The organism is Flavobacterium sp. BFFFF1, from assembly GCF_002256285.1.
GTDB lineage: Bacteria > Bacteroidota > Bacteroidia > Flavobacteriales > Flavobacteriaceae > Flavobacterium.
Genome location: NZ_NKJE01000007.1, coordinates 100412 through 112551 on the forward strand (window position 1 = coordinate 100412; position 12140 = coordinate 112551).

The window sequence follows — 12140 nt, forward strand, 5'->3', positions numbered from 1 at the left end:
TCCGCCCCGTATTTAAACGGAGCGGATTTTATCAATTTTTTATGATTTTAGACTTTCATGATTTCAGCCTCTTTTGTGGCGAGGTGCTCGTCTACCTTTTTGATGTAGGCATTCGTCAGGTTTTGGACTTCTTCTTCCGCTGTTTTGCAAACGTCCTCCGAAGTACCTTCCTTTTCAAGTTTTTTAATATCGGTATTGGCGTCCTTTCTGGCATTCCTGATGCTGATTTTAGCATCCTCTGCTTCCACTTTAGCTTGTTTCACCAAATCGCGGCGGCGTTCTTCCGTCAACGGCGGTACAGAAATAATGATCAAATCCCCATTATTCATTGGGTTAAAACCGATATTTGCCACCATAATCGCCTTTTCAATCGGTTGCAGCATATTGCGTTCCCATGGTTGGATCGTAATGGTCCTTGCGTCAGGCACATTGACGTTGGCAACCTGGGACAATGGCGTTGCAGAGCCATAATAGTCAACAAATACACCGCCAAGCATGGCAGGACTGGCCTTCCCTGCACGGATGTTCAGGAATTCCTTTTCAAGGTGCGCAATAGAACCCGACATGGATTCCTTAGTACTGTCTAAAATAAAGTCAATCTCTTCGTTCATTTCTTTAGATTTTCAGCGTTTTTATTATCTGATGTTATACGTTTACTTCTGTTCCAATGTTTTCGCCCTGGCAAATCTTTAAAAGATTGCCTCTTGTGTTCATGTCAAACACAACAATGGGAAGTTTATTTTCCTGGCTTAACGTGAATGCCGTCGTATCCATCACATTCAGCCCTTTTTTCAACACGTCTTCAAACGAGATGTAATCAAACTTTGTCGCATCCGGATTCTTTTCAGGGTCTGCGGTATAAATCCCATCGACACGCGTGCCTTTAAGGATGACATCGGCGTGGATTTCAACACCGCGTAAAACGGCAGCAGTATCAGTCGTAAAATACGGATTTCCGGTACCGGCTCCAAAGATTACGATTCTGCCTTTTTCAAGATGGCGTACCGCCCTTCTTTTGATATACGGCTCTGCGATTGCTTCAATCTTTAACGCCGTCTGCAAACGGGTCAGCATGCCTTTGTCTTCCAGCGCGCCTTGTAAAGCCATACCGTTGATAACAGTGGCCAGCATTCCCATATAATCGCCCTGCACGCGGTCCATACCGTTGCTGGCACCGGCTACACCCCTGAAAATATTGCCCCCTCCGATAACAATTGCGATCTCGACGCCCGCATCGTGGATGGTTTTGATGTCTTCGGCGTATTCCGCTAATCTTGCCGGATCTATGCCGTACTGACGCTCTCCCATTAAGGCTTCACCGCTTAATTTCAGAAGGATTCTTTTAAATTTCATTCGTTGAATATGTTTTAAAACACACATAGAAGTGGCTCCGCTTGTTCAATGCCGCCTGGGCAGCAGGGCTTATTTCATGTAGTATTTCGTTGAGTTGTGCAAATATAGACATATTCTTATGATTTGGAAATTTGGGGATTTGGAAATTTCAACAGGCTACAGGATTTCCAAAAGACTGCAAAACGCCAGCCCATCCCGAAGCTTCGGGAGAGGCGCTTATCCTTTTATTTCTTTCTTAAAAAATAAAAGATAGTCGCGCACAGCCGGAATATGCTCCAAAAAAAAATTAATTTTGACGCATGAAAGATATCTTTGAACACAGTTTTTCAAACGCCTTCAGTTATGGCGAATACCGGGCGTATGTTTCTAATCTTCTGGCAGACGGAAAATCGACTGGCCACAAGCAATCAGAAGACCTTACACATTACAGCAAAATGAACGAAGCCCGGATGAACCGGCTCGACAAAACCATTGTCATCGGCGACGCGCAGGCAGCAGTTTTTCAATCGCTCCATAAAAAACACACCTGGCTGGTGCTCTCAGAAGGTTGGTGTGGTGATGCGGCCCAAGCGTTGCCGGTGATGCATAAACTGGTGTCATTTTCCGAAAATATCGACCTGAAAATTGTACTCCGCGACGACAATGCGGGTTTGATGGACTTATTTCTGACCAACGGGTCCAGATCCATCCCTAAACTGATTGTGCTCGACGAAGCCTTTGAAGTTAAAGCACTCTGGGGGCCACGGCCGGAACCTGCCATAGACCTGGTTACCCACTATAAAAAATTACATGGTGTCTTTGATGATGCCGGAAAGACGGCACTGCAATTGTGGTACACAAAAGACAAAGGAAATGCGATTCAGCAGGAACTCGCTGCGCTTATGGAAAACCTATAAGAACGTGTAGCCTAAACCGATATTAAACGTGGACAGGCTTTCAAAATCTACAGGTTTAAAATGATAGTATGAGATCTCGATAAAAACCGAAAACATGCCTTTCTGATGTCCTTCCTCATCATCGAGAACGGCCACATCAAGTCCCAGGTTGCCCCGCAGGAAATCCCCTGAAAAGCGGTTTTGGTTCAGCACAAAAACCTTTCCATATCCAAATGAGGCAAAAGGCCGCAACTCATCGTCCTGCGACACCCGCGGCGCAACTTTAACATTCCCAAAAACAGGTGCCGATACCAGGCCGGGATCCGATTTCCATTCTATTCCTGTATGAAGGCCCAACAACATCCAATCGGTGACCCTTCTCCCAAAACCAGCGCGGAGGTAAGCGCCGCTCGCACGGAGAAAATTCTCGTCATCATTGTCACCAAATGCTTCATTCTGCTTTAGCGGTGCCGCCAATTCAACCTCAAAATAATTTCTGGTTTGCCGCTTCACCGGCTCCATATCCTGCGCACTTAACCCGCAGGAAGCCGACAGGAGAAATGCGATACATGCAAAAAGTCTAAAGTTGGAAAGTGTTTTCAAAGTCTGCTATTTGTGTGGCATCATTAACGTGGTAATCCCCGATTTTAGTGCGTCGTAAGGCGATCAAATGAGCTCCTGATCCAAGTGCTTTGCCAAAATCGTAAGCCAAAGACCGAATGTAGGTGCCTTTACTGCACACCACCCTGAAATCAATTTCCGGCAGTGCCATACGTGTGATTTCAAACTCGTGGATCGTGGTTTTTCGGAACGCAATTTCTACTGTTTCCCCGGCACGCGCATGCTCATAAAGCCGTTTTCCATCCTTTTTTATAGCAGAAAAAACGGGCGGCTTTTGGTCGATTTCACCCATAAACTGCGTCGTCGTCTCAGCCACCAATGCGTCATCAATATGCGATATGGGAAAAGTAGCATCAATTTCGGTCTCAAGATCGTAAGACGGCGTGGTGGCACCAATATAAAAAGTACCAGTATATTCTTTAGCCTGTCCCTGCAGTTCGCTGATTCTTTTGGTAAATTTTCCTGTGCAGACGATCAGCAATCCGGTCGCCAGAGGGTCAAGTGTCCCTGCGTGACCAATCTTAATTTTCTTAAGTCCCAGTTTGCTCTTTAAAGCCCATTTCATTTTATTCACGGCCTGGAACGATGACCAATGCAACGGCTTATCGATCAGCAGCACCTGGCCATTCTGAAAATCTTCAGCAGTCATTATTTGTTGGTTGGTGCGAAAAAGTAAATCGAAAGGATGATCAGGCCGATCAGGATCCTGTAATACCCAAAAATCCGGAATCCGTTTTTGGTCAGGTAGCTGATCAGGAATTTAATGGATGCATAGGAAACGATGAAGGCCACAATATTTCCAACTGCAAGAATCCCCATATTGCCGGTGTTCAGTACTTCGGGGGAATGTTTATAAACATCAAAAATACTTTTTACCGTCGCAGCGAGCATCGTAGGTACAGCGAGAAAAAATGAAAATTCCGCGGCAGTCTTGCGGTCCAGTTTTTGCTCCATCCCACCGATGATGGTCGAGGCACTGCGGCTCATTCCGGGAAAAACGATGGCCAGCGTCTGGTAAAACCCAATCGTAAGCGCCTTTTTGTTGGTGATTTGTGTCTCGTCTGTAATTTTTGGATTCGTGAACCACTTGTCTACAAACAGCAGCAACACGCCGCCAATCACCAGCATCATCGCAATCACGACGGGCGTTTCCATCATTTTCTCGATATGTTTTTTAAAAAGTCCGCCAATGACCAATGCGGGGATTACCGCAATCATCAGCTTCACATAAAACCCCAGCCTCTTGAAGTCAAAGAATTTACGCCAGTAAATGACAACCACCGAAAGGATGGCGGCCAACTGGATGACAATTTCGAATAATTTGGTGAACTCATCTTTTTCGATACCCATAAAAGAGGAAAAGATGACCATGTGCCCCGTGGACGAAACCGGAAGGAACTCGGTGATCCCTTCAATGACTGCCAGGAATACGGCCTGAATATAATCCATAAAAGATGGGTATTATTGGTTTGTTTTTGAGGCTACTTGTCTACCGGCTTCGGTGATTTAAGAATCGCATAAATCGTGATGCCGAACCCAATCAATACGGTCGTCGGCGCCAGGCGGATCCTCCTAAAGTCGAAAATTGCTTCACTGAAAACATTTGGATCGTCGCTTCCGCCGCCGCTCATCAGGATGAATCCCAGCGCAATTACGCCAATCCCAATCAGCAGTATTTTGTAATTTACCTTATCGAAAAGGAAATCGCCTTGTGGGCTTTGTTCTTTTCTGTCCTTGTTATCTTTCATCTGATTTTTATCTCAATGCTATTATCTAAAATCTTTTCTGAACTTTAATACAAATCGTCCGTGCGCAAATTCAGGAAGCGCTGTGTTGCGAAAAACGTGCTGAACCACGTAATGAAAATCCCTAAGACAATGACGCCAAGCAGCACAAGCCCGGTCATGAGCTGGTCCTGGACAATGTTAAGTTTCGGGTAATTCTCGTCTATCACAAACAGTGAGGCCACCAATGCTGCCACAGCAAGCACAGCCGCAATACCACCCAGCAAAACGCTGCGCCAGATGAAAGGCTTGCGGATGAACGACTTGGTTGCGCCAACCATCTGCATCGTTTTAATGATAAAACGGTTCGAATAAATCGAAAGGCGGATCGAACTGTTGATCAGCAAAACCGCCACAATCAACAGAAAAATACTTGCGTATAAAATCCACATACTCGCTGCTTCAATATTGTCATTGACCAGGCTTACGAGTACCTTATCATAATTAACCGTCGAAATCATCTCATTCTTCTTCAGCCGGTCTTCTATTTTCTTGATGCTGTCGTTGCGTATGTATGCCGAGTTTAAATGAATGTCAAACGAATTCTCAAATGGATTCTCGCCTATAAACGCCATAAAATCCTCTCCCATATCTTCCGATTCGCGTTTCGCTGCCTCTTCTTTCGGCACAAAAACGCTGTTCTTGACAAACCTGGCCGTTTTCAACTCCTGCGCAAAAGCTTTCATTACGCTGTCATTGGCCCCATTCTTAAAGAAAACCGTCATCGGGATTTCTTCTTTGAAATTATCGGAAAGCTTTTTAGAATTTAGGAAAAACAAACCCAATATCCCCAACAGGAACAGCACCAAAAAGATGCTCAGTACAACGGAAAAATAAGAAGTAATCAGCCTGCGCTTTTTAAACTTTTCGTAAGACGAACTCATAGGTGGGTTAATTATGCGGTAAAAATATAAAGAATTTCTTTAACCGCAGTTTATAACGCGCAAAGTTTTGACTTTCGTACAATAAGCGTAAATTTGCCCGATTTTAGTTGACAGCTTACGGTATACGGTTTACAGTTTACAGCGCCTCATGTTGTGTCAAAACGGTATTTAAAACGTGCTTCCATACTGTCAACTGTAAACCGTAAACTGTAAACTCCTAATGAAGTACAACCCTACCGAAATCGAAAAATACTGGCAGCAATATTGGGCTGAAAACCAAACCTTCGCCGCCGACAATAAGTCCGATAAACCCAAATATTACGTACTCGACATGTTTCCTTATCCTTCCGGGGCCGGACTCCACGTAGGGCATCCGCTTGGGTACATTGCATCCGATATTTATGCCAGATACAAACGCCACAAAGGATTTAACGTACTGCACCCTCAGGGCTACGACAGTTTCGGCCTTCCCGCAGAGCAATACGCGATCCAGACCGGACAGCATCCCGAGAAAACCACGAAAGAGAACATTGCACGCTACCGCGAACAGCTCGATAAAATCGGCTTCTCGTTCGACTGGAGCCGTGAGGTGCGTACTTCCTCCCCTGAATATTACAAATGGACGCAATGGATCTTCATCCAGTTGTTTCAGTCCTGGTACAACAAAGACACCGACAAAGCAGAAAGCATATGCACGCTGATCCAGGAATTCGAAATGAACGGCAATGCAAAGGTAAACGCCGTCTGCGATGACAACATTACGCCTTTTACTGCCGAGGACTGGAACGCTTCCGCAGATGCTACCCAGCAACAAATCCTGCTCCGATACAGATTAACCTATCTCGCCGAAACCGAAGTAAACTGGTGCCCGGCATTAGGAACCGTCCTCGCAAACGACGAAATCGTAAACGGTGTGTCCGAGCGCGGCGGCCATCCCGTCATACGCAAAAAGATGACCCAATGGAGCATGCGCATTTCGGCTTATGCCGAACGATTATTGCAGGGATTGGACCAGATCGACTGGACCGAAGCGTTGAAGGAAAGCCAACGCAACTGGATCGGGAAATCGGTTGGGGCATTGGTCACTTTTAAGCTCAAGGATTCGGAATCCGAAAGAGACAATCTAGACTATATCCTTTCCGGCGATGAAACAAACGATTATAAAATAGAGGTTTTTACCACGCGCCCCGACACCATCTTCGGTGTCACTTTTATGACCCTCGCCCCGGAACACGAACTCGTCCCTAAAATTACCACACCGGACCAAAAAGCCGCTGTGGAGGCGTATGTAGAAGCCACCGCACGCCGTTCAGAACGCGAGCGTATGGCTGATGTCAAGACGATTTCAGGTGTGTTTACCGGTGCCTATGCGGAACATCCGTTTACGAAAGAACCCATCCCGGTCTGGATCGGAGACTATGTGCTCGCAGGATACGGAACCGGCGCGGTGATGGCGGTACCGTGTGGAGATGAGCGCGATTATGCGTTTGCAAAACACTTCGGTATTGACATCAAGAATATTTTTGACAATGTCGATATCTCCGAAGAGGCCTACGGCTCCAAAGACAATGTGAAAATCGCGAACTCCGATTTCCTCGATGGCCTGAATTACAAGGAAGCCACCAAAAAGGCGATTGAAGCACTGGAAGAGATCGGACAGGGCAAAGGCAAAACGAATTACCGCCTGCGCGATGCCGTATTTTCCCGCCAGAGATATTGGGGCGAGCCGTTCCCAGTGTATTACGTAAACGGCATGCCACAGATGATTGACGCGAAACACCTACCCATCAGACTTCCTGAAGTTGAGAAATATTTACCCACTGAAGACGGGCAACCGCCTTTAGGAAACTCAAAAGAATGGGCATGGGATAGCATTCAGCATTCAGTCGTCAGCAATCAGCTGATTGACCACGAAACCGTCTTCCCTTTAGAATTGAATACGATGCCGGGCTGGGCAGGATCTTCCTGGTACTGGCTGCGCTATATGGACGCGCACAACAACAACGAATTTGTTTCCAAGGAAGACGAAGCCTACTGGCAGAATGTCGATTTATACATCGGCGGGAGCGAGCACGCGACCGGGCACTTATTGTATTCCCGTTTCTGGAACAAGTTCTTAAAGGACCGTGGCTTCGTGACGCAGGAGGAGCCGTTTAAGAAGTTGATCAATCAGGGGATGATATTGGGGATGAGTGCCATTATTTACCGAATTTCAGGAACCAACAAATATGTTTCCAAAAATCTCAAAAACGAATATGAAACGGAAGGATTGCATATAGATGTTAATATGGTAAATTCTTCAGATGAAATAAGTACAGACGTTCTAAGAGACTGGCAACCACAATTTAGTGATGCCGAGTTTATTCTTGAAAATGGAAAGTTTGTTGTGGGAAGGGAAGTCGAAAAAATGTCAAAAAGATGGTATAATGTAGTAAATCCGGATGATATCTGCCACGAATACGGCGCCGATACACTCCGCCTCTACGAAATGTTCCTCGGACCTTTAGAGCAATCAAAACCGTGGAACACTGCGGGTATTACCGGTGTATTCGGTTTCCTGAAGAAATTGTGGAGATTGTATTTCGATGACAAAGGATTGGTCGTAAACGCAAATCCTGCCTCAAAAGAAGCGTTGAAAACATTACACAAAACGATCAAAAAAGTCCAGGACGATATCGAGAATTTCTCATTCAATACCTCCGTGAGCCAATTCATGATCTGCGTGAACGAACTTAGCTCGATGAACTGCCACGAACGCGTCATCCTCGAGCCGTTGGCGATCATCATTTCGCCATATGCGCCGCATATCGCCGAGGAGCTGTGGAAACGCCTCGGCCACGACGGCAGCATCTCAACCGTCCCGTTCCCGATCTTTAATCCCGAGCATCTCGTGGAAAGCAGCAAGGAATACCCGGTATCCTTCAACGGAAAAACACGCTTTACGATCGAATTGCCGCTGGATTTATCAAAGGAACAAATTGAGGAAATCGTAATGAACGACGAACGCACCCACAAACAGCTCGAAGGGCGAACACCGAACAAGGTGATTATCGTGCCGGGAAAAATCATCAATATAGTAGGGTAGTTCGGGAGATAGGAAGTTCGGAGGATCAGCATCAATTTACCTGATGCCGCGTGAGGGATCGCAGCAAGGTGCCGTGCACCGCGGAGAGCCCGACGGCGTAGCTTGCGGAGCCGGCACGCCCAAATCCTGCCAAACTGACATAATCTAAGTCTGGCTTGTATTTTGCATTTACAGCAAAAAACAAATTAAACTTAAAAACTATGGGACCCGGATATCTAATTTTAGCGATCCTTATCATGGGCGTCAGCTGGTTGGTCAGCAATACGCTGAAGCGAAAATTCGAACATTATTCCAAACTGCACCTGCAGAACAATATGTCTGGCCGCGAAATCGCCGAGCAAATGCTTGCAGACCATGGCATTTATGACGTAAAGGTTATCTCAACCGAAGGCCGCCTCACGGACCACTACAACCCAGCTGACAAAACCGTCAACCTGAGTGAAGCGGTCTATAACCAGCGGAATGCCGCTTCCGCAGCCGTTGCCGCGCACGAATGCGGCCATGCCGTACAACACGCCACCGCCTATTCAATGCTGCAATTGCGATCAAAACTCGTTCCGGTGGTGAGCGTCGCCTCCGGCATGATCCAATGGGTGCTGATTGCCGGTATCCTGATGATCCGCACGTTTCCGGAATTACTATTGGTTGGAATTGTGGCGTTTGCACTGACAACTTTATTCACAGTCATCACGCTGCCAGTAGAATACGACGCGAGCAACCGTGCACTCGCCTGGCTTGAGAACAAGCAAATGCTCACCCGCCAGGAACACGATGGTGCCAAAGATGCATTGAAATGGGCTGCACGCACGTATGTAGTTGCTGCCGTCGGCTCGATTGCGACATTGTTGTACTATATCTCGATTTACACAGGCAACAGAAGGTAAGGCTGGCCTCCATAAAAACAAAATCCGCTTCGTAAGTCGCGGATTTTTTATTTTAAACTGTCTCCAAAGGCAAAGCAGCCTGCTTAGACTGCGACTGCCTACTGCGACTGCCCACTATTCCTCAGTCCCCAATCCGCGAGCACCGTCAGCGCCGGCAACAACTCCGCACCGGATTCTGATAACGAATACTCGACATGCGGCGGCATCACCTCCACCACAACACGCTGTACGAGGTTGTCCGCTTCCAACTGCTTCAGGTGTTGTATAAGCATCTTCTCCGAGATCGGCGGAATCGCTTTACGCAATTCGCTATAGCGCAATCGCCCATCCCGCAGGTTCCATAAAATCAATGGTTTCCACCTTCCACCCACTTTATCCAACGCAAAACTCACCGGACAGACACCCATAATGGCTTTCCGGTTTTCATTATTTGTCGAGGCTTCCTTTATATTTCTCATCACATACTTTTTGGTAGGTACTTGTACAAAAGTAAGTATAAAAATACCTTTGACAAATCATATTTAAAAATAAACATCATGAAATACATTTTGACCGGTTCCATCGGGAACATCAGCAAGCCATTAGCACAACAATTAGTCGCCGCCGGGCATGACGTAACCATCATCAGCAGCAATGCAGACCGTCAATCCGACATCGAAAACCTAGGTGCTACAGCAGCGATCGGCAGCGTATTGGACGCCGAATTTCTGGCGCACGTCTTTACCGGTGCCGACGCCGTCTACCTGATGGTCCCACCCAATTTCACAGTAACGGATTGGCCTGCTTATCAAAGAGAGGTCGCCGACGCCTTTCTCAGAGCAGTAAAAACGAGCGGCATTAACAATATTGTACAACTCAGCAGCATCGGTGCTCATGTGGGACACAGCGCAGGTCCAATCGACGAAGTTGGTAATCTTGAAAGAAAACTCGAAGCCATTGGCGGACTGAATGTAGTGGCGTTACGCCCATCTTATTTCTACACGAATCTTTACACCACCACTGACATGATCAAGCATGCAGGAATCATTGGCTCTAACATGGGCGACAGCAGTGCTGAAATCATCCTAACGCACCCTGCCGACATCGCCGATGTGGCCGCAAAAGTACTCCTGGACCTCGATTTCAAAGGACAAAATGTGAAGTACATTTCGAGTGATATCCGCACTTTCGCAGAAGTAGCTGCAGTAATAGGCAACGCGATTGGCAAACCTGACCTGCCATGGGTTAACTTTACCGACGAACAGGCTCTTGAAGGTGCAAAACAGGCGGGACTGCATGAAACGTTTGCCGAAGGATTCACGCAGATGGGAAAATCATTCCGCGAAGGCCTGCTCCAGACGGACTATCTCGAAAGGAATGAAAAACCGCAGGGAAAAGTAAAGCTGGAAGATTTTGCAAAGGAATTTGCTTTAGCGTTCCAGGCCAATTGATATTGGCTTTGTATAAACAAAGAAATCCGCTTCGAAAGTCGCGGATTCTTTTGTTTTTATGTTACAGCTGAATCTGCCGTTCTATCTGCTGGTCCAGCGAAATAAACGTTTCTGTCCTCGACACCCCTTCAATGGCCTGGATTTTAGTGTTTAGTAAATTCATCAAATGCTCGTTGTCACGACAAATAATTTTTATAAGGATTGACCAGTTTCCTGTGGTATAATGGCATTCCAGTACTTCAGGGATTTTACGAAGTTCCTTTACTGCTTCCGGATTGCGGGCGGCCTTGTCCAGATAAATCCCGACAAATGCCATCGTGCTGTAGCCGAGTACCTTGTTACTTACCGTAAATTTCGACCCGGAGATTACGCCCGATTGTTCGAGTTTCCTTAAACGCTGATGGATTGCCGCGCCGGAGATTCCGATTTTATTGGCGATCTGAAGTATGGGCTTGCGCGCATCGGCCATCAGTTCGCGCAGGATTTCCTTATCGATTCCGTCTATTTCGATTTGTAACGAATTTATTTTCATGGTAATGAATTTGAAATCAAAAATAAGATTTTAATTTTAAAATGAAAGTCTTAAATGCTACAGGAAGTAAATACTCATTTGATGTACAGCACGTTAAAAAAATATTATATTTGCCGCCTGAAAATATTTTCAGAAGAAAAATTAAGAAGAAAAAGAATGAAAAAATTGTTGTACGGGATTTCGGCTATGTTATTACTCCTGAATTTTTCCTGTGTTTCTGACGAAGACACCACTGAGGAAGAGACACTTTCAAATAATCCTGTAACGGGAACGGTTTTCGGCAGAACATTTACTGTGAATCCCGATGGCGGAAAAGCAAGTAACATACTTTCTAATGGCGTTGAGGGTGTTTACATTTATCTCACAGCGACCTCAGTAGGTTGTGGTTTGGAGCCTGAGACATTCGAATATCCGGTGATCATCTTTGCTCCGCGCGCCATAGGTACACATACAACGAATACTTCTATTCTCTTTAAAGATTTGGAATCTGATGATTTTGTGAGTGCCGCAGGACAGATAACGGTAGAGATTATTTCTGTAGGTGACACGGTTGTAGGGAGGGTTTTGGCGCCTGCTTTATTTTATGACAACCACATCAACGGAAGATTTGAAGTGCCTTATTGCAACTAAGCATCGGACTAAAAAATAAAAAACCGCCCCAAAAAGGCGGTTTCTTTTATTGCATCCTAATT

The 12140-nt window shown here is 46.1% G+C and carries 14 protein-coding genes; 5 read left to right on the plus strand and 9 right to left on the minus strand.

Translation table 11 applies throughout. The features are described 5' to 3' along the window. Positions 1-47: 47 nt before the first annotated feature. Together frr and pyrH are read right to left on the minus strand one after the other, a co-directional pair. The gene (gene frr, locus CFE23_RS06335; RefSeq protein WP_291085717.1) at positions 48-611 is read right to left on the minus strand and encodes a ribosome recycling factor; all 564 of its coding nucleotides are present in this window, start codon (positions 609-611) and stop codon (positions 48-50) included. A 34-nt stretch (positions 612-645) separates the two neighbouring features. Then, complete coding sequence (pyrH, locus tag CFE23_RS06340) at positions 646-1353, minus strand: UMP kinase (RefSeq protein WP_291085720.1); 708 nt, start codon at positions 1351-1353, stop codon at positions 646-648. Between the two features lie 299 nt (positions 1354-1652). Between pyrH and CFE23_RS06345 the strand changes: the two genes are divergently transcribed. Beyond that, a complete protein-coding gene (locus CFE23_RS06345; RefSeq protein ID WP_291085723.1) occupies positions 1653-2249 on the plus strand; it encodes a thioredoxin family protein in 597 nt (198 codons plus the stop codon). On the opposite strand, the gene CFE23_RS06350 is transcribed toward CFE23_RS06345, so the two are convergent. Genes CFE23_RS06350 through CFE23_RS06370 form a run of 5 tightly spaced genes read right to left on the minus strand, consistent with a single transcriptional unit; the run spans position 2244 to position 5517 of the window. Further along, complete coding sequence (locus CFE23_RS06350) at positions 2244-2831, minus strand: hypothetical protein (RefSeq protein WP_291085725.1); 588 nt, start codon at positions 2829-2831, stop codon at positions 2244-2246. The genes CFE23_RS06345 and CFE23_RS06350 overlap by 6 nt on opposite strands. After that, a complete protein-coding gene (gene truB / locus CFE23_RS06355; RefSeq protein ID WP_291085728.1) occupies positions 2809-3498 on the minus strand; it encodes a tRNA pseudouridine(55) synthase TruB in 690 nt (229 codons plus the stop codon). The genes CFE23_RS06350 and truB overlap by 23 nt, the downstream gene beginning before the upstream one ends. Next, the gene (locus CFE23_RS06360) at positions 3498-4298 is read right to left on the minus strand and encodes an undecaprenyl-diphosphate phosphatase (protein ID WP_291085731.1); all 801 of its coding nucleotides are present in this window, start codon (positions 4296-4298) and stop codon (positions 3498-3500) included. Before CFE23_RS06360 ends, truB begins: the two co-directional genes overlap by 1 nt. A 32-nt stretch (positions 4299-4330) precedes the next feature. After that, positions 4331-4597, minus strand: a complete 267-nt coding sequence (locus tag CFE23_RS06365) for a DUF3098 domain-containing protein (protein WP_291085733.1) — start codon at positions 4595-4597, stop codon at positions 4331-4333. A 44-nt stretch (positions 4598-4641) separates the two neighbouring features. After that, positions 4642-5517, minus strand: coding sequence for a permease-like cell division protein FtsX (locus CFE23_RS06370; protein ID WP_291085736.1), 876 nt, complete (start codon positions 5515-5517; stop codon positions 4642-4644). A 220-nt stretch (positions 5518-5737) separates the two neighbouring features. On the opposite strand from CFE23_RS06370, the gene leuS reads away from it, so the two are divergent. Next, complete coding sequence (gene leuS / locus CFE23_RS06375; protein ID WP_291085738.1) at positions 5738-8602, plus strand: leucine--tRNA ligase; 2865 nt, start codon at positions 5738-5740, stop codon at positions 8600-8602. Between the two features lie 200 nt (positions 8603-8802). Next, entirely contained in the window at positions 8803-9486 is a 684-nt protein-coding gene (locus CFE23_RS06380; RefSeq protein ID WP_291085741.1) for a zinc metallopeptidase, read from the plus strand. A gap of 98 nt (positions 9487-9584) precedes the next feature. Here CFE23_RS06380 and CFE23_RS06385 read toward each other — a convergent pair whose 3' ends face one another. Further along, entirely contained in the window at positions 9585-9944 is a 360-nt protein-coding gene (locus tag CFE23_RS06385; RefSeq protein WP_291085743.1) for a helix-turn-helix domain-containing protein, read from the minus strand. Positions 9945-10022: 78 nt separating this feature from the next. On the opposite strand from CFE23_RS06385, the gene CFE23_RS06390 reads away from it, so the two are divergent. Beyond that, positions 10023-10916, plus strand: coding sequence for an NAD(P)H-binding protein (locus tag CFE23_RS06390; protein ID WP_291085745.1), 894 nt, complete (start codon positions 10023-10025; stop codon positions 10914-10916). A gap of 61 nt (positions 10917-10977) precedes the next feature. Here the strand turns inward: CFE23_RS06390 and CFE23_RS06395 are convergent, their stop codons facing one another. Continuing rightward, a complete protein-coding gene (locus CFE23_RS06395) occupies positions 10978-11448 on the minus strand; it encodes an Lrp/AsnC ligand binding domain-containing protein (RefSeq protein WP_291085747.1) in 471 nt (156 codons plus the stop codon). A gap of 156 nt (positions 11449-11604) precedes the next feature. On the opposite strand from CFE23_RS06395, the gene CFE23_RS06400 reads away from it, so the two are divergent. Beyond that, entirely contained in the window at positions 11605-12078 is a 474-nt protein-coding gene (locus CFE23_RS06400) for a hypothetical protein (protein WP_291085750.1), read from the plus strand. Positions 12079-12140: the final 62 nt, after the last annotated feature.

Excerpts from the sequence above, each read along its gene's own strand:
- frr (WP_291085717.1), bottom strand. The coding sequence starts at position 611 with ATGAACGAAGAGATTGACTTTATTTTAGACAGTACTAAGGAATCCATG.
- pyrH (WP_291085720.1), bottom strand. The coding sequence starts at position 1,353 with ATGAAATTTAAAAGAATCCTTCTGAAATTAAGCGGTGAAGCCTTAATG.
- CFE23_RS06345 (WP_291085723.1), top strand. The coding sequence starts at position 1,653 with ATGAAAGATATCTTTGAACACAGTTTTTCAAACGCCTTCAGTTATGGC.
- truB (WP_291085728.1), bottom strand. The coding sequence starts at position 3,498 with ATGACTGCTGAAGATTTTCAGAATGGCCAGGTGCTGCTGATCGATAAG.
- CFE23_RS06360 (WP_291085731.1), bottom strand. The coding sequence starts at position 4,298 with ATGGATTATATTCAGGCCGTATTCCTGGCAGTCATTGAAGGGATCACC.
- CFE23_RS06365 (WP_291085733.1), bottom strand. The coding sequence starts at position 4,597 with ATGAAAGATAACAAGGACAGAAAAGAACAAAGCCCACAAGGCGATTTC.
- CFE23_RS06370 (WP_291085736.1), bottom strand. The coding sequence starts at position 5,517 with ATGAGTTCGTCTTACGAAAAGTTTAAAAAGCGCAGGCTGATTACTTCT.
- leuS (WP_291085738.1), top strand. The coding sequence starts at position 5,738 with ATGAAGTACAACCCTACCGAAATCGAAAAATACTGGCAGCAATATTGG.
- CFE23_RS06380 (WP_291085741.1), top strand. The coding sequence starts at position 8,803 with ATGGGACCCGGATATCTAATTTTAGCGATCCTTATCATGGGCGTCAGC.
- CFE23_RS06385 (WP_291085743.1), bottom strand. The coding sequence starts at position 9,944 with ATGAGAAATATAAAGGAAGCCTCGACAAATAATGAAAACCGGAAAGCC.
- CFE23_RS06390 (WP_291085745.1), top strand. The coding sequence starts at position 10,023 with ATGAAATACATTTTGACCGGTTCCATCGGGAACATCAGCAAGCCATTA.
- CFE23_RS06395 (WP_291085747.1), bottom strand. The coding sequence starts at position 11,448 with ATGAAAATAAATTCGTTACAAATCGAAATAGACGGAATCGATAAGGAA.
- CFE23_RS06400 (WP_291085750.1), top strand. The coding sequence starts at position 11,605 with ATGAAAAAATTGTTGTACGGGATTTCGGCTATGTTATTACTCCTGAAT.